Raw genomic sequence first — 17,373 nt, 5'->3', positions numbered from 1 at the left:
CGTCGCCACCGAACTCAACGAGCGACCCCGCAAAACACTCGGACGCAGAACGCCAGCCGGCCTGCTCAGCGAGCTACTCTCGAACACAGGGAGAGCCCCTGTTGCTTCCACCGCTTGAAACCGCCCTTGACCTGTGGGACACCCGTCTGGGACGCTTGACCCACTTCGGCGACCGGATCGCCGAGCGGCACAGGGCGGAGAGCGCATGGCGAGGATGTCGGCGACCGACCGTCGCGAAGCCCTCGCCCGCGCCGCGCTCACCGTCGTCGCCCGCGACGGCATCCAGGCCGCGACCACGCGCGCGATCGTCGCGGAGGCCGGGATGCCGCTCGCCTCCTTCCACTACGCCGTCCCGTCGCGTGAAGACCTGCTGCGGGATGTCGTCGAACTCGTTGTCGCAGGGGAGGGCGCGGCCACGTTCGGCTCCCTGGCGATCGAAGCCGACGACATCCGCGGTGCGATCCGGTCGGTACTCGGGTCGTACCTCGACCTCGTTCGGGCTGACCCCGGCCGTGAGCAGGCGATGTTCGAACTCACCCAGCACGCCCTGCGCTCGCCGGGCCTCGCCGATCTGCCGGCCGCCCAGTACGCGGCCTACCGCGAACTCGCCACCACGTTGTTGCAGGTTGGCGCCGACCGGTACCGGGTGCGCTGGGATGTTCCACTTGGCGACCTCGCCGTCCTGGCGACCGCACTCAGCGACGGCGCAACCCTCGGCTGGCTCGCCACCCGCAACGACGACGCCGCCGAACGTCTACTCGACCTCGCCGCCGACACTCTCGCATCCCACGCCACACCCTTAAAGGAGCCCTCGTGACCGCCACCACCCCTGCAGCAGTCAAGCCGTTCGACGAACCCGACCGCCGGGTTGCCGGCCGCTGGATCGCGGGCTTCGCGATTGCTTGGCTCGGCATCTGGATGGCGCAGCTCACCCCGGTGCAATTGCTTCTGCCTGCGCAGGTTGACCGCATCCGCCCGCCCGGCGACGACTGGACCGCGAGCGTGCTGAACTTCGGACTCATCTCGGGCATCGCGGGCGCGTGCGCCCTGATCGCGTATCCGCTCGCGGGCGCGCTCTCCGACCGGACGACGAGCCGATTCGGCCGTCGCAAGCCGTGGATCCTCGGAGGTGCTGTGGTGTTCGCGGGCGCGCTCGTCGCGCTCGGGGTCCAGACCACGATGGTGGGCGTCGGGGTGTTCTGGTCGCTCGCGATTATCGGGTTCTGCCTGCTCACAGCCGCCCTCACCGCGACGATCTCCGACCGCGTGCCGGTGAACCAGCGCGGTCTGATCTCGGGCTGGATCTCCGCCCCACAGGCGGTCGGCCTTGTGCTGGGACTGGTGCTCGTCGAGTCGCTGATGCTCGGGCAACTGCTCGGGTACGTGGTGATGGCCGTCATCCTGATCGCGCTCGTCATCCCGTTCCTGGTGCTCGCCCAAGACGCCGCGCTCGCCCCCGAAGACCGCCCGCCGTTCACGTGGCGCGCCCTGGCGGCGGGATTCTGGATCAGCCCCCGCAAGTACCCCGACTTTGGCTGGACATTGCTCAGCCGCATCCTGGTGAACATCGGCAACGCGCTGGGCACGACGCTGCTGTTCTACTTTCTGGCGTTCGGGCTGAACCGCAAGGATCCCGAGGGCGACCTGCTCATCTTGAGCCTCGTGTACGTCGTCTTCATCGTGGCGTCATCGCTCGTGCTCGGCCGCTGGTCGGATCGGATCGGCCGCCGTAAGCCGTTCGTGATGATCTCGGCCGGGTTCCAGGCCGTCGCAGCCCTGCTTCTCGGGCTCGTGCCCGACTTCTCGATCGCCGTGCTCGGCGGAGCGTTGCTCGGCATCGGGTACGGCGCGTTCCTCTCGGTCGACCAGGCCCTCGCCACGCAGGTGCTACCGCACGCGGCGAGCCGCGGCAAAGACCTCGGCGTGATGAACATCGCGACCACCGTGCCGCAGGCCGTTGCCCCGTTGCTCGGTGCCTGGATCGTCGCAGCCGTCGCGGGCTTCCCCGGACTCTTCGTCGTCTCCGCGATCGTCACGGTGATCGGGGCGCTCACGGTACTCCCGGTGAAGGGCGTGAAATGACTCTCGCCCTCACCCGCCCTTCCGGCACCCCCTGGGCGCATCCTGAAACGTGGTGGCCGTCGCTGACCGCGGCAACCCGGGCGCTCGACGCCCCGGTCGGCGTGCTCGCCGTCGACGCGCTGGCAGCGAACGCTTTCGATCTGCTCGACAGGGCGGCCGGCATGCCGATCCGCGTCGCCAGCAAGTCGGTGCGGGTGCGCGGGGTGCTGGATGCGGTGCTCAAACTTCCGGGCTACCGCGGCATCCTCGCGTACACCCTCGCCGAGGCGCTCTGGCTGGCCGAGGACTTCGAGGACATCGTCGTCGGCTACCCGACGGCCGACCGCGGGTCACTCGCCCGCCTCGCCGCCAACGAGAAATTCGCCTCCCGTGTGACGATCATGATCGACGACGTCGCCCAGTTGGATCTTGTGGATGCCGTGGCAGCTCCGGGAAAGCGCGCCGTCATCCGCGTCGCCCTCGAACTCGATGCCTCCTACCGCTCGCGTGCGCTCGGCCACGTCGGAGTGCGTCGGTCACCCATCTTCAGTCCGGCCGACGCGGGGGCGCTCGCGCAGGCGATCGTTGCGCGTCCCGGTTTTCGCCTGGTCGGCATGATGGCCTACGAAGCTCAGATCGCCGGCGTCACCAACGCGGGTCCACGCAAGACCGCGATCCGCGCGATGCAGCGGGCGTCGATCCGCGAACTGCGCAACCGTCGCTCAGAGGCCGTCGCGCGGGTGCGAGGTATCGCCGAACTCGAGTTCGTCAACGGCGGCGGCACGGGCTCGATCGAGAGCACCCGGGTGGATGACTCCGTCACCGAGGTCGCCGCCGGTTCGGGCCTCTTCGGTCCGCATCTCTTCGACCACTACTGGCAGTTCACGCCGGCTCCGGCGGCATCCTTCGCCCTGGATGTCGTGCGTCGCCCGACGGATGACATCGCGACGCTGCTCGGCGGCGGCTGGATCGCCTCCGGCCCGCCCGGACCCGACCGCGTGCCGAAGGTGGTCTGGCCGCAGGGCTTGAAGATGATCGCGCGCGAAGGCGCGGGCGAAGTGCAAACCCCCTTGCAAGGTGCCGCTGCCCGCGACCTCAAGATCGGCGATCGCGTCTGGCTGCGGCACACCAAGGCCGGCGAGGTGAGCGAGCACCTCAATTCCTTCACGCTGGTCGAGGGCGGCAAACACGTCGGCGACATCCCGACCTATCGTGGCGAGGGCAAGGCATTTCTGTGACGGTCTGGCGCAACTGGGGCCGGTCGGCATCCAGCTCTCCGGTGCGCGTCGCTCGACCGACGAGTGTCGACGAGGTGGTCGCCGTCGTGCGCGCGGCGGCCGAGCAGGGTCTCACCGTCAAGGCTGTCGGGGCGGGCCACAGCTTCACCGATATCGCGGCGACGGACGGTGTGCTGATCCAACTCGACGGGCTGCAGGGGCTGCTCGGCGTCGACGCGGCAACGAAGCGGGTGCGGGTCGCCGCAGGAACCCGACTCTGGAATCTCGGCCCTCTACTGGCGCAGCACGGCCTGGCCCTTCAGAACATGGGCGACATCGACCGGCAGTCGCTCGCCGGAGCCACCTCAACCGGAACCCACGGCACCGGATACGGATTCGCCGGCCTCGCCGCCCAACTCACCGCTGCGACCCTGGTGACCGGGTCGGGTGAACTGCTGCGCGTTGATGAGTCGCATCGCCCCGAACTGCTGCCGGCGGTGAGGCTCGGTCTGGGCGCCCTCGGCATCCTCGTCGAGCTCGAGGTGCAGTGTGTGGATGCTTTCCTCCTACGCGCGTCGGAACATCCGATGCCGTTCGATGAGGCCGTCGATCGCTGGGATGAGTTTTCGACCGGGTCCGACCATTTCGAGTTCTACTGGTGGCCGCACACCGAGGTCGTGATGACGAAGTCGAACACCCGCCTGCCGGCCGACACTCCGCACCAGGTGCCCGGCAGGGTCGAGACCTGGGTCGAGCAGCAGTTGTTGTCGAACCACGCCCTGCGTGCGGTCGTCGGGCTCGGCAAAGCGATCCCAGCGCTCACCCCGCCGCTCAGTCGACTCGCGACCCGGGTATACGGCGACCGCGAGTGGACCGGTGCCTCCTACGACGTGTTCGCGAGCCCGCGCAACGTACGGTTCCGCGAAAGTGAGTACGCCATCCCGTTCGATGCTCTGCCCGAAGCGTTGCACGCCGTGCGTCGGATGATCGAACAGTTCGGCCGGCCGATCTCGTTTCCGGTCGAGATTCGCTCTGCCGCCCCCGATGAGAATTGGATGTCGACAGCCTCCGAGCGGCAGAGTGCCTACATCGCCGTACATCGGTATTTCCGCGACGACGAGACACCGTACTTTCGGGAGTTCGACACCCTGATGCGCACCTTCGAGGGCCGGCCGCACTGGGGCAAGATGCACTTCCGCACCGCCGAAGATCTTCGGCCCGCGTATCCGCACTTCGACGACTTCCTGCGGGTGCGCGACGAACTCGACCCCGATCGACGCTTCACGAACCCGTACCTCGAGCGCGTCCTGGGAGCATGATCGACGTATGGACGCCGTCGACCTAGCCGCCCAGCTCCGTCCCGACTTCGTGCTCGGGGTCGCGACCTCGGCCGCGCAGATCGAGGGAGCCGCCGCAGAGGATGGCCGCACCCCGTCGACCTGGGACGCGTTCGCGGCGGTTCCCGGCAACATTCGGGATGCGACATCCCCCACCGTCGCGGTCGACGCGTACCACCACACGGCCGACGATCTCGCGCTGATGAAAGACCTCGGGGTCAACGCCTCGCGGTTTTCGCTCTCCTGGACACGGTTGCTGCCCGACGGCCGGGGTCCGGTGAACCCGAAGGGTGTCACGTACTACGACCGAGTGATCGACGGACTGCTGGAGGCCGGCATCCGCCCGGTGGTGACTCTCTTCCACTGGGACACTCCGGCGCCGATCGAGGAGCGCGGCGGCTGGTTGCGTCGCGACACCGCCGACCGGTTCGCCGAGTTCGCCGCCGCGGCCGGGGAGGCCTTCGGTGACCGGGTCGCGGACTGGATCACCCTCAACGAACCGGCGACCGTCATCCTCGACGGCTACGCGCTCGGGGTGCACGCTCCCGGGCGGGCGAAGCTGTTCGGCGCGATCGGTGCGATCCGCAATATGTTGCGTGGCCACGGCCTCGCCGTCGACGCCCTCCGCGCCGTGCCCGTGAAGGGGCGCATCGGCATCACGAACGTGCACACCCCGGTCACGCCGGCGACCGATTCGAAGGACGACGCGGACGCGGCCGACCTGTTCGACTTCATTCACAACCGCCTGTTCGCCGACTCGGTGCTGTTCGGCAAAGCGGCCGAACTCCCCAGAGGTTCGAAGGGCATCGAGCGCCTCGGACTGAAGTTCCTCTCGCGACTCGGGCGAGACGCAGCGGTGATCTCGCGCCCCCTCGATTTCTACGGACTCAACTACTACTTCCCCTCCCGCGTCGCGGCGGGGGCCGATCCGTCGGGCAGCACACCGGATGGCGAGACCGAGGCGATGAAGGACGTTCCGTTCACGCTCGCCAAATTCCCCGAGTATCCGACGACCGGTTTCGACTGGCCGATCGCCCCGCACGCTCTCGGCGACACGATCGACATGATGGTGAACCGCTACGGCGACAAGCTGCCGCGCATCCTCATCACCGAGGGTGGCGCCAGCTTCCCGGATGTCGTGGGCGCCGACGGCACGGTGGATGACTCCGATCGCATCGACTACCTCGCCCAGCACCTCGCGGTCGCCGCCGCGCGTCCCGAAGTCGACGGTTACTTCATCTGGACCTTCCTCGACAACTGGGAGTGGGCAGCCGGGTTCACGCAGCGCTTTGGTCTCGTGCACGTCGACCTCGACACCCAGGCCCGCACCCCCAAGAAGTCGTTCGGCTGGGTGCGCGATCTGCAGCGGGCGCGTCGCGCGGCGCGACGCTGACGGGTCACTTTCTCGACAATTTCTGGGCGGGCGCCTGCCCACGCTCGCCAATCACTTTGTACGTCATGGTGTTGACGTCGGTGCCAAATCAGCAGATGACTACGCACGCATGGCCTCCGAGTTCTTTCAGACGTTTGGAGCCCGACGGCTCCTACGAAGATTGACTCTGATGGGACCATCCCCATCTTCGACCCGCGACTAACACATTCGCGGCCTACGCCCCCAACGGAGCTACTTTGACGTTCTTTAAGCCAACGAGCCCGACATACTGGTCTCGACAACCTGGAGCGCTGATCCCATGAGCGAAAGTTTCATTTGCCCGATCTGCGGCTACCCGGCCTTGTCAAGGCAGCCTCGCTCTGACGCGGGCGGGGGCTCCTATGAGATTTGCCCTTCATGTGGATTCCAGTTTGGGGTGTCCGACGAGGACCTCGGATACACAGACGAGGAATGGCGGGCGATGTGGGTTGACGACAACTATCGGTGGCGAGGCGTGCCGCCCCAGTCGCCACCCTCATCTTGGGACGGCGACTCACAGTTAGCCAGTTTCCTTGGGGCCGAAGATTCGGAGGGTCACTGAAGGTCTCGGTACGACGTGGGCATGCCAGAGGGGTCTTTCGGATGGATGCGCGACCTGCAAGCGGCGCGCATCCGCTGCAGCGCAGGGCTGATCCTCGACCGCGCTCGGGCGTACGACTCCCTTCTCTGCGAGCTCTCAGCCAAGATGTCTTGATGAGCTGTCAATGGGATCTCTCGGTGGGGTCAGGACTCTTCTCTCATGAAGTTGCATGAGATGCTGCGCGCCGTCCCCGAGCTTCGCGCTGACGAGTTGCCGTCAGCCGATCCTCTCCGCGAGGACGGTGCTCTTGCGGAGGTAGGCCTCATCGACGTGCGGCACGATCTCCTGACGTCCGAGGTGTGGCTTCTCCTCGACTGTCACGGAGCTCTACAGATCGACAAGGGAAGCACGGCGGTGCTGGTCGTTCAGGACGCGACGGAGTTCATCTGGAATGCACCATCGCGCGGCTCGATGACATGGTGGACGATCCTTGGCTGGCACGTAGCTCAGGTTCCCGCGGGCATTTCCTTCACCGCTGGCATGTTTCCCGATGGCCAATTCACCGTGACAGGCGAGTCCGCCAGCTTCTACGTCGGCGACACTCCGGAAGGCCTAGGGCCGATCCTCGACATGGCGGAGTCAAGGCCCAACGAGGTCAGGGAATCGCTTCCCCAATGGACATCGGAGTTCACGCTTCTCGCCAGCACGCATTCTTGAGCTACTTGCCCGGGGTCGTTTGGCGTGCCGCTCCGTCGACGCGACGGATGGCTCCACCAAGCTGTGGACATGACATCCGAGGGAAGCGCGTCCTCGGACAAGCCTCACGACGAGAAGCCCCCCGAGGGTGCCGAGCCTAAGTGGCTGGCCGCAAAGCTGCCTCCCGTGTTTTTACTCGGAGTCAGCGCTGCACCACTTGGCAGCCATGGCCACTGAGCCCCTGAGGTTAGCCTGGCTTCCCTCCTTGACCGCCCGTCTGCGTGCTCGCGGCTTTGAGAAGCGAGCGGGTGCCATATTCACGTACACCGTTTCCAACGACGTTATCGGTTGGCTTGGCGTCAACACTGCTCGACGGCACCTCGTCGCCGGCAGCGTCGAAGTATTTCCCGTCGTCGGCGTTCGACACCAAGGAATTGAGCGAATCGTTGCAGAGCTGCGCGGCGAAAAGTTCCACCCGTACCTACCGCCGACCGTGAGCAGTCCGCTGGGTCAATTGATGCCCGATATGCGCTACAAAGCCTGGGCGATCGGTCCCAACGACATAGATACGAAGTCGGACGAGGTGGTTGCTGCGATCGAGAAATTTGGTGTGCCGTTCATGGAGTCGGGGTCCTCGCTTCGAGAGATAGATCGACTCCTCAATGCAGGGATGGGTGCGCAACATCAACTCATCTACAGACGGCCTGTTTCGTTGTTGCTCTTAGGAGACGTTGCGCGCGCGATGCAAGTTGTCGACTCTTCCCAAGAAGGTCTTGGAACGCGCGATGACCCCGCCGCGACCGAGTTTCGTTCTTTCGCTGATCGGTTCCGTGTCCGATATGGGCTCAACTCCGCGGATTGACCTGAAGCCCGATGCCGAGAGCGGCGATTTGCAACGGGCGCGCCGCGCGGCGCGACGCTGACGGGTCAACGAAAATAGGGGTATGACACCCGCGGGCCCACGACCCGACGGGCCACCCCCCGAGGGTGCCGCGCTCAAGCGGCTCGCCGCGAAACTGCCACCCGGGTTCCTGCTCGGCGTCAGCACGTCGTCGTACCAAATCGAAGGCGGCTCGGCCTCGCGCGGCGCCGCGGGGTGGGACATCTTCGCGGCCCGGCCCGACACGATCCTCGATCATTCGAACGCGTTGACCGCCGCCGACCACTACCACCGGATGCCGGAAGACGTCGCGCTCATGAAAGAGCTCGGGGTGGATGCCTACCGCTTCTCGATCTCGTGGCCGCGGGTGCAGCCTCTCGGCAAGGGTGCGGTCAACCCGGAAGGCCTCGCGTTCTACGACCGCCTGCTTGACGAACTGCTCGAGGCCGGCATCCGCCCGATGGCGACTCTGTTCCACTGGGACACCCCGTGGGCACTCGAGCAGGCGGGCGGCTGGACCAAACGCGACACCGCGTATCGCTTCGCGGACTACGTGCGCATCGTGGGCGAAGCGTTCGGCGATCGGGTCGCCGACTGGGTGACGATCAACGAACCCGCCACCCTCGCGCTTGAGGGCTACACGTTGGGCGTGCACGCGCCGGGCAGGGCACTCTGGGTCGCCGGGGCGCGAGCCTCGCACCACCTGCTGCTCGGTCACGGTCTCGCGGTGAAGGCCTTGCGCGAGGTACCGGTGAAGGGTCGCATCGGCATCTCCAACGCGCACACTCCCGTATTCGCGGCGAGCTCGCGCTGGAGCGACCGGTTCGCGGCGCGCAACTTCGACATCCTCAGCAATCGGGTGTTCGCTGACCCCGTGCTGCGCGGCAAGCGTGCACCCGGTCTGGTGGGCCTCGGGGTGCGGCTCTCCGGCACGCCGCGGTGGGGTGACGCCAAGATCATCGCGCAACCTCTGGACTTCTACGGGGTGCAGTACTACTTCCCCAGCCGGGTCGCCGCCGGGCCACCGCGGCTCAAGATCGGCACACCCGACAGTCAGACCAAGGCGATGCTCGACCTGCCGATGCGGCTTGAGCCCTGGCCGGAGTATGGGGTCACCGGATTCGACTGGCCCGACTCACCCGATCTCGTCCCGGTGCTGCTGGGCCACTTCGCCGATCGCTACGGCTCGAAGTTGCCGCCCGTCATCTTCACCGAGGGCGGCGCTAGCTATCCCGATATGCCAAACCGGGTCGGCGCGATCAACGACGCTGATCGCATCGACTACCTCGCAACGCATCTGTCTGCTGCCCTCACCGAAGTTCCCGGCGTCAAGGTCGAGGGGTACTTCGTCTGGTCGCTGCTCGACAACTTTGAGTGGGCGGCCGGCTACACCCAGAAGTTCGGGTTGGTGGCCGTTGACCCCGACACTCAAGAGCGCACCACGAAGGCATCCTTCGCCTGGTATCAGCGACTTTTGGCAGCCCGCACTCACTGATCCGCCCGTATGATGGGCCGCATGGAGCCCATTCTGATCGTGGTCATCGTCCTCGTCGTCCTTGTCGTCATCGTTGGTGGCTACTTGTTGTCGACGTACAACGGCCTCGTCAAACTCAACGTCCGCGTCGATGAGGCCTGGAGCGACATCACCGTCCAGCTCAAGCGTCGTGCCGACCTCATCCCGAACCTCATCGAGGCCGTCAAGGGCTACGCAGCCCATGAAAAAGAGGTCTTCGAGAACGTGACCGCCGCGCGTGCCGCGACAGTCAACGCCAGCACGCCGGCCGAAGCAGGCAAGGCCGAGAACATGATGCAGTCGGCCCTGAAGAGCATCTTCGCGGTCGCCGAGGCGTACCCCCAACTGCAGGCCAACCAGAACTTCCTGCAGTTGCAGGCAGAGCTGGTCGACACCGAAGACAAGATCCAGGCCTCGCGTCGGTTCTACAACGGTGGCGTGCGCGAACTCAACACCAAGATCAAGACCTTTCCGAACACGCTGTTCGTGCGCGGCCTCGGCTTCAAGGAGCGCGAGTTCTTCCAGGTCGACGAGCCTTCCGCGATCGCCGAGCCGCCGAAGGTGCAGTTCTAAGCATCGCCTGGCTTCTCACAGCAGGCACCGAGGCTCCGCCGGTTGAATGACCGGCGGAGCCTCGTAGTTAGACCCGGCTCGCAAAGCCTCGCCACCCAAGGATCGATATGTACTCCGCGATCGCGAAGAACAAGCGCAACACCGTGTTCATCATTCTGTTGTTCATTCTCATCATCGGCGCTCTGTCCGTCGTCGCCTCCTTCATCGTGGGCGACTGGTCGGTGTCGATCTGGACGGTCGTGGTGGCGATTGGCTACGCCGTCATCCAGTACTTCTTGGCCACTCGTGAGACCCTCGCCCTGTCTGGGGCACGGGAAGTCACGAAAGCCGATCAGCCGCGCCTCTACCGGATCGTCGAAAACCTGGCGATCACCGAGGGGCTTCCGATGCCGAAGGTGTACGTGATCAACGATCCGGCACCGAACGCGTTCGCGACCGGGCGTGACCCCGAGCACGCGGTCGTTGCGGCGACCACCGGCATCCTCGAGATCATGACCGACTCCGAACTTGAAGGTGTCATGGCTCACGAGATGGGCCACGTCAAGAACTACGACATCCGGGTCTCGCTCATCGTCTTCGGCCTGGTCATTGCCATCGGTCTGATCGCCGACATCATCTTCCGCATGCTGTTCTGGGGTGGCCGCAGCCGCAACAGCAACCTCGGTGGGCCGGCGTTCCTCGTGGTCATCGCGATCGGCCTGGTCGCTGCGATCCTCGCCCCCATCGTCGCGGCGGTCGTGCAGGCGGCGGTGTCGCGTCAGCGCGAATACCTGGCGGATGCCACCAGCTCGCTGACGACGCGCAACCCTGAAGCGCTGGCGTCGGCGCTCGAGAAGTTGCAGACCTACGGTCGCCCGGTCGCGCGCACCAACACCTCGATGTCGCACCTCTGGATCGCCGACCCGAACCGTCCGGGTTTCATGTCGAAACTGTTCTCGACCCACCCCCCGATCGCCGACCGGATCGCGCGTCTGCGAAACAACGCCACCAAGTTCTAGGTCAGCGAGCGGCCACCACGATCGTCGCGATGGCGACCGCCGTCTCCTGCAGGGTGCGGGTACCGTAGCCGCCCCACGGGATGATCTTGATCCAGTCGCCGTCAGGGGCAATGTCGAACCCGCTGGATTCGACCTGCGGCCGGAAGCTGCCCGGCTCGGCGAGTCCGGGCACGGCGAGCAGTTCTTCCTGGTCTCCAGCGATCGCGTTGTAGGCCGCGACCGCTTCGGCTCGGACGTCGGCGCCCCCCGGCACCGTCTGCACCTCGGCGACGTCGACGCCGTCGATCCGGATGTTGCAGTCGGCGCCCCCGAGCTCTCCGAGCACGAGGTCGTGCAGGTAGGGGAAGTGGGATGCCTCGACCAGGACTGACGATGCCGAAACACCGAACGCGGCCGCAATGCGGTCCCTCGGCACGATGAGGTTGCAGTCACTGCTGAGGGTCGAGGTGTGGGCGACGGAGCGGGGCGACGGCAGAGCCGCGACGCGGGCGACGATCGTGGTGTACGCAGCGACAGCCACCGTCTGGCGAGCCTCGCTCTCGAACTCGAACCCCCAGAGCGATAGCCACCAGCCGTTCACGTGCACGTCGCGTCGGCAGATTCCGTCGCCACAGTTCAGGATGTCTTCCCCCGGATCGGTTTGGGTCGCCGAGAAGTCGCTCCAGGCGCCGTCACTAATCGGCACGAGGAGAATGCGCACGCCGCGGTAGTCGAAGAGACCTTCCGAACCGACCGTGCTGCCGGCACCCTGCCAGTCGCACGCCACGCCGCCCGCCTGCTCGACCAGCCAGGTCTCGTCGATGATCGTCGAGACAAAAGCACTCGTTCGCTCGGGACCGACCGGCACGATCGGGATCGAGAACAGCCCGTCGAAAGTGCCGGCGGGCGCCAGTTCTGCACACGTCGCATCCGTTGCACGGGCCCGGGTGTCGTCGACAGTTGCGTCGGGCGAAGCCGGGGGCGTCCCGTCGGCGGTAGTCGATGTCGATGGCGTAGGTGCGGGCAGATTCGGGTCACCACACGCCGCGAGGAGCGGCAGCAGGGCGAGTGCGGCGATCGCGACAACGGCGCGGGAGGTGCGAGTCATGCTCATACTGTGACGACGCGCAACCCCCCTGTCTACGTTGACAGCGGCGCAGTTCCCAGTGCGGTGGCCAGATCACGAGCAAGGTCGCCGCGATCCAGCACCAGGATGTCGCCAAGCCCCTGCCAGGCAGCGGTCTCACGCAACACCGGAACGAGGCGTTCCTCGATCCCGCGCGGCGCATGGGCTTCGCGCCAGGCGGACTGCACCCGCAGCACCCCGGCCTGCCGGTCGCTCTTGAGGTCGATCCGACCGACGATGGCGTCATCCACCAGGACGGGCAGCGTGTAGTACCCGAATATCCGTTTCGGGGCGGGGGTGTAGATCTCGATGCGATAGCGGAAGCCAAACATCCGCTCGGCGCGGTCACGTTCCCACACCACCGGATCGAAGGGCGACAGCAGAGCTGCCGTTTCGATTCGACGCGGGATGCGTGTGCCCAGCGGGAGAAAGCCGGGCGCCTTCCAGCCTTCAACCTTGACCCGCTCGACCTCACCCGCATCGACGAGCTCACCGAGGAGCGTCGTCGTCGTCGCGATCGCGAGTCGGTAGTAGTCGGCGAGATCCTTCGCAGTACCGATGCCGTGCGCGCGTACCGCCCGGCGCACCAGTTCGCGTTTTGCGTCAACGGCGTCAACGCGGGCGTCGAGCAGCTCGGGTGAGAGCGCGTGCTCGGGGAGCCCGTAGACGCGCTCGAAGCCTTTGCGTCCCATGGTCACGACTTCGCCGAACACGAACAGATGCTCGAGCGCTTCCTTGAACTCCGACAGCCCCCACCAGGGACCGGTACGTCGATTGTCTTCGTGTTGGATATCGCTGGCTGCCATCGGACCGTTGGTTCGCAACTCATCGAGAACGAAACTGATGGTCGAGGGATGTTCGGCGACCCAGGTTCCGGGCTTGCCGTACTTGGCACGCATGTCTGCCATCCGCCACCGCCAGAGTGGCCAGTCGACGCGGGGCACAAACGTCGCAACGTGCGCCCAGTATTCGAGATATGGCGACTTCGCGGTCATCGTCAACCGGTCGAGGAGTGCCTTGTCGTAGGAGCCGAGTCGAGCAAAGGCCGGGAGGTAGTGACTGCGCTCGAACACATTGACCGAGTCGATCTGCAACACCCCGAGGCGCTGCAACAGGAGGGTGAGCTGCCGAGTGCCGACGGCGGCAGGACGCGGGCTGCCGAAGCCTTGTGCGGCCAACGCGATTCGTCGCGCCGCAGCCGCCGAGATCGATTCCGCCACCCTCACGACCCTAGCCAGAGCCCACGACAGCGCGTCGCGACTGCGCCGTCCGGTCTGTGGTGCCGCCCGGGGCGCTTCCACGCCGCGCCTAGACTGAGCGCGTGGCCAGAGCCGACGACTCCACACTCCCGCCGCGCCCGCGCGCCCGTGCCGGTTCATCCGACGAGCCTCGTTCGCCCGACGACACGGTCGCCTTCGGGATGCGGGTGGCCGGGGCCTGGTCGTGGCGCATCCTGGTCGTCGCCGGAGTGGTCGCGCTCGTCGGCTTTCTCGTCGTGCAACTGCGCTCCGTCGCCATCCCGTTCTTCGTCGGGGTTCTGCTGGCCGCGCTGCTCGTGCCGTTCTGCAATTGGTTGCAACGCAAGGGCTGGCCGAAGTGGCTCGCCGTCGCGGTCAACGAGATCGCGGTCATCGCGGTCGTCGCGGGCCTCGTCACCGTCGTCGTTTTCCAGGTGCGCAGCGGCCTCCCTGGCCTCCAGGCGCAAACCCTCACGCGGTACGACGAACTCAAGACCCTGCTTCTCGACTCACCGCTGCACCTGACCGAAGCCGACATCAACGGCTACGCGGATGCTCTGCTCACTGCCCTTCGCACCGACAGCAACGCCCTGCTGACCGGCGCGCTCGCGGTCGGATCAAACGTCGGCCACATCCTCGCGGGGGTTCTGCTCGCTCTCTTCACGACCCTCTTCCTATTGATCGACGGCCGGGGCATCTGGAACTGGATCGTGCGGCTCTTTCCGAATCGCTCGCGCGCCGCGATCGTCGGCGGAGGCGAAGCCGGCTGGCTCACCCTCACGACCTTCGTCAAGGTGCAGATCATCGTCGCGGCGATCGACGCCGTCGGCATCGGGCTGGGCGCGTTCATCCTCGGGCTGGTTGACGGCCGCGGGTTCCCGCTCGTCATCCCGATCGCCATTGCCGTCTTCTTGGCGTCGTTCATTCCGGTCGTGGGCGCGGTGCTCTCCGGCGCGATCGCCGTGTTTGTCGCCCTCATCTACCTGGGTCCGTGGCAAGCGCTGATCATGCTGGGGGTCGTGATCCTCGTGCAACAGGTCGAAGGCCACATCCTGCAACCGCTTCTGGTCGGTTCGGTGGTCAAGGTCCATCCGCTGGCGATCGTGCTCTCGGTGGCAACCGGCGGTTTCGTCGCCGGCATCCCCGGGGCGCTGTTCGCGGTTCCGTTGGTCGCGCTGTTGAACGGCATGATCGGGTATATCGCGCGCGGCGAGTGGCGCACCAACCCGCATCCGAGCGTCGCCGATGTGACAACGCCGACCACCCCCATCCCGGTCAGGAGGGCACGTCGTGCGAGCGGAACTTGATCGCGCGACCATTCCCGGTCCGACGCTTGCCGACTTCCAGGCGGCACGCGAGCGCATCGCCGCGGTGGTCGAGACCACGCCGATGGAGAAGTCGCGCTACCTTTCCGGGATCGCCGGCACGACCGTGTACCTCAAGGCCGAGAACCTTCAGCGCACCGGCTCGTACAAGATTCGGGGGGCGTACAACCGGCTCTCGCAGTTGACCCCGGAGGAGCGCGCGCACGGCGTCGTCGCGTCGTCGGCCGGCAACCACGCACAAGGCGTCGCACTCGCCGCTCGCGAACTCGGGATCAAGGCGACGATCTTCATGCCGATGGGAGTCGCGCTGCCGAAGCTGCAGGCGACCCGTGGGTACGGTGCCGACGTCGTGCTGCATGGTGACATCTTCGACGAGACGAATGCGGCGGCCCGCGAGTTCGCCGCGACCACCGGTGGTGTCTTCATCCCCCCGTTCGATCATCCCGACGTCGTTGCCGGGCAGGGCACCGTGGGGCTGGAAATTCTCGAGCAAGTTCCGGATGTCGCCACGGTCATCGTGCCGATCGGCGGCGGCGGTCTGATCTCCGGCATCGCGTCGGCCCTCGCGCAGGCGGCACCCGACCGCGACATCCGCGTCATCGGTGTGCAGGCCAAGAATGCCGCGCCCTATCCCGGTTCTCTCGATGCTGGCGAGATCCGGCCGGTCGTGCTGGGGCCGACAATCGCCGACGGCATTGCGGTGGCCAAGCCCGGCGAGCTCAACTTCGAGATCATCAGCCGAACCGTGGATGCGGTGGTCACCGTCAGCGACGACGACATCGCGCGCGCACTCGTCATCCTGCTCGAACGGGCCAAACTGGTGGTCGAACCCGCGGGGGCTGCCGGCGTTGCCGCGCTGCTCACCGGCGCGGTCACCGCGCTCGGGCCGACGGTCGTGCTGCTTTCGGGCGGCAACATCGATCCGATGGTGATGGAGCGGGTCATCAGCCGGGGTCTCGCCGCCGACCACCGGTACCTGAAGGTGCAGATCCCGCTTCCCGATCGACCGGGGCAGCTCGCCCGCATCGCCGAAATCATCTCGGATGCCAACGCGAACGTCGTCGAGGTGTTGCACACCCGACACGGCTCCGGCTTCGAGATCAACGAGGTCGGCATCGACATCCACATGGAAACACGCGGTCCCGAGCACGCCGAACTGGTGCTGGCACGGCTTCGTGAGGCGGGGTACCGCCCGCACATCGGGGAGAGCTAGCGCGGCTTGTAGGTCTCGACTGCGACGATTTCGACCGCGATCTCTTTGCCCGACGGCGCGATGTACGACGCCCGCGCGCCGACCTTCAGGCCGAGAATCGCCTGCCCGAGCGAACTGGTCGCCGGATAGACCTCGATCTCGCTCGTGTCGTCGGCGATCTCGCGGCTGCCCAGCAGGAACGTGCTCTGGTCTCCTGCGATCTTCGCCGTCACGACAGTGCCGACCTCGACGACACCCGTAGATTCCGGGGCCTCGCCGACTGTCGCCGAACGCAGCAACTGGGTGAGCTGCCGAATGCGCGCCTCAATCTTGCCCTGCTCGTCTTTCGCGGCGTGGTAGCCACCGTTCTCTTTGAGGTCGCCCTCTTCGCGCGCCGACTGGATCTTCTTAGCGATATCCGAGCGCGCCGGGCCCTCAAGTTCGGTCAGTTCGGCGCTCAGTCGGTCGAAGGACTCCTGCGTGAGCCACGTCGTGGCAGCGGTGTCAGACATGCGAACTCCTCGTGAGACGGGCGGGACGGAAACCAGCAAGGGTGCCCCGCAATGAGTCAGCCCGGCCGAAGCCGGGCAGTTGGACAATGCTAGGTCAGCCAGCAGCGGTAGATCAACCCGGTCAGCGCCGGTTCCGCCGTGCGCACGACCTGGGTGAACTGGCGAGTGCGGGTGTCGCTCGGGGCGAGTTCGACCACCTTCCAGCCGACGACTCCGAAGTCTTCGTTGAGCGCCTGGAGTGCACAGGAGACGGCTGTTCCCGGTTCGGTCGTGACCTCGAACCTCACCTCGACGGTCTGATCGGGGAGGTTTCGGTAGCCGAGGTCGCGGGATTCCAGGCTCGCCGTAGGGCTGAACAGTCCAGCCCAGAGAACCCAGACGACGGCCGCGATAAGCACCGCAACGCCCGTGACGACGGCGAGAGTCACGCGTCGTCGGCGCGAACCGGCCGTGCGACCGTAACGCTCGGCGACATGGATGTCGCTCATCTCACCTCCGGTTACCCTGGAACCAGGCTATTCGCATCGGGAGGGCTTTCGTGTTCTGGTTGCTACCGCTCAGCACTCCCGACCCTGGCGAGGTCAACCCCAACGTCGTGACCCCGGGCGTCACGGGCTTTATCGTGACGTTCGCTCTGGCCGTGGTCGTCGTGTTGCTGATGATCGATATGGTGCGTCGAACCCGACGCCTGCGATATCGAGTCGAGGCGAACGTGCGGCTCGACGCCGAAGAAGCGCGCGCCGCCGAGAAAGACGCCTGACGGGTCTCGCCGCC

17 protein-coding genes are annotated in these 17,373 nt (G+C 66.3%); 13 read left to right on the top strand and 4 right to left on the bottom strand.

The window, feature by feature from the left end:
• Positions 1–205 precede the first annotated feature (205 nt).
• From ABIR17_RS10345 to ABIR17_RS10300, 10 genes are all read left to right on the top strand, one after another.
• The gene (locus ABIR17_RS10345) at positions 206–817 is read left to right on the top strand and encodes a TetR family transcriptional regulator C-terminal domain-containing protein (protein ID WP_348004292.1); all 612 of its coding nucleotides are present in this window, start codon (positions 206–208) and stop codon (positions 815–817) included.
• Complete coding sequence (locus ABIR17_RS10340) at positions 814–2,082, top strand: MFS transporter (protein ID WP_348004291.1); 1,269 nt, start codon at positions 814–816, stop codon at positions 2,080–2,082. Before ABIR17_RS10345 ends, ABIR17_RS10340 begins: the two co-directional genes overlap by 4 nt.
• Complete coding sequence (locus ABIR17_RS10335) at positions 2,079–3,299, top strand: amino acid deaminase/aldolase (RefSeq protein WP_348004290.1); 1,221 nt, start codon at positions 2,079–2,081, stop codon at positions 3,297–3,299. Before ABIR17_RS10340 ends, ABIR17_RS10335 begins: the two co-directional genes overlap by 4 nt.
• Entirely contained in the window at positions 3,296–4,597 is a 1,302-nt protein-coding gene (locus ABIR17_RS10330) for a D-arabinono-1,4-lactone oxidase (protein ID WP_348004289.1), read from the top strand. Before ABIR17_RS10335 ends, ABIR17_RS10330 begins: the two co-directional genes overlap by 4 nt.
• A 7-nt stretch (positions 4,598–4,604) precedes the next feature.
• A complete protein-coding gene (locus ABIR17_RS10325) occupies positions 4,605–6,008 on the top strand; it encodes a family 1 glycosylhydrolase (RefSeq protein WP_348004288.1) in 1,404 nt (467 codons plus the stop codon).
• Between the two features lie 793 nt (positions 6,009–6,801).
• Positions 6,802–7,284 (top strand): hypothetical protein, encoded by a 483-nt coding sequence (locus ABIR17_RS10320; protein ID WP_348004287.1) that lies wholly within the window; start codon positions 6,802–6,804, stop codon positions 7,282–7,284.
• Positions 7,285–7,528: 244 nt separating this feature from the next.
• On the top strand, positions 7,529–8,125 hold the full coding sequence (locus ABIR17_RS10315; protein WP_348004286.1) for a hypothetical protein: 597 nt from the start codon (positions 7,529–7,531) through the stop codon (positions 8,123–8,125).
• Between the two features lie 82 nt (positions 8,126–8,207).
• Positions 8,208–9,638 (top strand): family 1 glycosylhydrolase, encoded by a 1,431-nt coding sequence (locus ABIR17_RS10310; protein ID WP_348004285.1) that lies wholly within the window; start codon positions 8,208–8,210, stop codon positions 9,636–9,638.
• A 21-nt stretch (positions 9,639–9,659) separates the two neighbouring features.
• The gene (locus ABIR17_RS10305; RefSeq protein ID WP_348004284.1) at positions 9,660–10,229 is read left to right on the top strand and encodes a LemA family protein; all 570 of its coding nucleotides are present in this window, start codon (positions 9,660–9,662) and stop codon (positions 10,227–10,229) included.
• Between the two features lie 107 nt (positions 10,230–10,336).
• Complete coding sequence (locus ABIR17_RS10300) at positions 10,337–11,227, top strand: M48 family metallopeptidase (protein WP_348004283.1); 891 nt, start codon at positions 10,337–10,339, stop codon at positions 11,225–11,227.
• Position 11,228: 1 nt separating this feature from the next.
• Here ABIR17_RS10300 and ABIR17_RS10295 read toward each other — a convergent pair whose 3' ends face one another.
• Together ABIR17_RS10295 and ABIR17_RS10290 are read right to left on the bottom strand one after the other, a co-directional pair.
• Positions 11,229–12,314: a hypothetical protein gene (locus ABIR17_RS10295; protein WP_348004282.1), complete on the bottom strand. Its 1,086-nt coding sequence runs from the start codon at positions 12,312–12,314 to the stop codon at positions 11,229–11,231.
• Between the two features lie 32 nt (positions 12,315–12,346).
• Complete coding sequence (locus ABIR17_RS10290) at positions 12,347–13,552, bottom strand: crosslink repair DNA glycosylase YcaQ family protein (RefSeq protein WP_348004281.1); 1,206 nt, start codon at positions 13,550–13,552, stop codon at positions 12,347–12,349.
• A gap of 101 nt (positions 13,553–13,653) precedes the next feature.
• On the opposite strand from ABIR17_RS10290, the gene ABIR17_RS10285 reads away from it, so the two are divergent.
• Positions 13,654–14,877, top strand: a complete 1,224-nt coding sequence (locus ABIR17_RS10285; protein WP_348004280.1) for an AI-2E family transporter — start codon at positions 13,654–13,656, stop codon at positions 14,875–14,877.
• Positions 14,861–16,108, top strand: coding sequence for a threonine ammonia-lyase (gene ilvA / locus ABIR17_RS10280; protein ID WP_348004279.1), 1,248 nt, complete (start codon positions 14,861–14,863; stop codon positions 16,106–16,108). The genes ABIR17_RS10285 and ilvA overlap by 17 nt, the downstream gene beginning before the upstream one ends.
• Here ilvA and greA read toward each other — a convergent pair.
• Positions 16,105–16,599, bottom strand: a complete 495-nt coding sequence (gene greA, locus ABIR17_RS10275; protein WP_348004278.1) for a transcription elongation factor GreA — start codon at positions 16,597–16,599, stop codon at positions 16,105–16,107. The two genes, ilvA and greA, sit on opposite strands and share 4 nt — an antisense overlap.
• An 89-nt stretch (positions 16,600–16,688) precedes the next feature.
• Positions 16,689–17,087 (bottom strand): DUF4307 domain-containing protein, encoded by a 399-nt coding sequence (locus tag ABIR17_RS10270; protein ID WP_348004277.1) that lies wholly within the window; start codon positions 17,085–17,087, stop codon positions 16,689–16,691.
• A gap of 50 nt (positions 17,088–17,137) precedes the next feature.
• Between ABIR17_RS10270 and ABIR17_RS10265 the strand changes: the two genes are divergently transcribed.
• A complete protein-coding gene (locus tag ABIR17_RS10265) occupies positions 17,138–17,359 on the top strand; it encodes a hypothetical protein (protein WP_348004276.1) in 222 nt (73 codons plus the stop codon).
• Positions 17,360–17,373: the final 14 nt, after the last annotated feature.

The sequence above is a fragment of the Pseudolysinimonas sp. genome, assembly GCF_039912695.1.
Lineage (GTDB): Bacteria > Actinomycetota > Actinomycetes > Actinomycetales > Microbacteriaceae > Pseudolysinimonas_A.
The sequence above is the reverse complement of the archived record's forward strand: the minus strand, read 5'-3'. Positions and strand labels throughout refer to the sequence as shown.

Coding starts and splice junctions, on each gene's coding strand:
- ABIR17_RS10345 (WP_348004292.1), top strand. CDS start 206: ATGGCGAGGATGTCGGCGACCGACCGTCGCGAAGCCCTCGCCCGCGCC.
- ABIR17_RS10305 (WP_348004284.1), top strand. CDS start 9,660: ATGGAGCCCATTCTGATCGTGGTCATCGTCCTCGTCGTCCTTGTCGTC.
- ABIR17_RS10320 (WP_348004287.1), top strand. CDS start 6,802: ATGCTGCGCGCCGTCCCCGAGCTTCGCGCTGACGAGTTGCCGTCAGCC.
- greA (WP_348004278.1), bottom strand. CDS start 16,599: ATGTCTGACACCGCTGCCACGACGTGGCTCACGCAGGAGTCCTTCGAC.
- ABIR17_RS10295 (WP_348004282.1), bottom strand. CDS start 12,314: ATGACTCGCACCTCCCGCGCCGTTGTCGCGATCGCCGCACTCGCCCTG.
- ABIR17_RS10325 (WP_348004288.1), top strand. CDS start 4,605: ATGGACGCCGTCGACCTAGCCGCCCAGCTCCGTCCCGACTTCGTGCTC.
- ABIR17_RS10310 (WP_348004285.1), top strand. CDS start 8,208: ATGACACCCGCGGGCCCACGACCCGACGGGCCACCCCCCGAGGGTGCC.
- ABIR17_RS10270 (WP_348004277.1), bottom strand. CDS start 17,087: ATGAGCGACATCCATGTCGCCGAGCGTTACGGTCGCACGGCCGGTTCG.
- ABIR17_RS10300 (WP_348004283.1), top strand. CDS start 10,337: ATGTACTCCGCGATCGCGAAGAACAAGCGCAACACCGTGTTCATCATT.
- ABIR17_RS10335 (WP_348004290.1), top strand. CDS start 2,079: ATGACTCTCGCCCTCACCCGCCCTTCCGGCACCCCCTGGGCGCATCCT.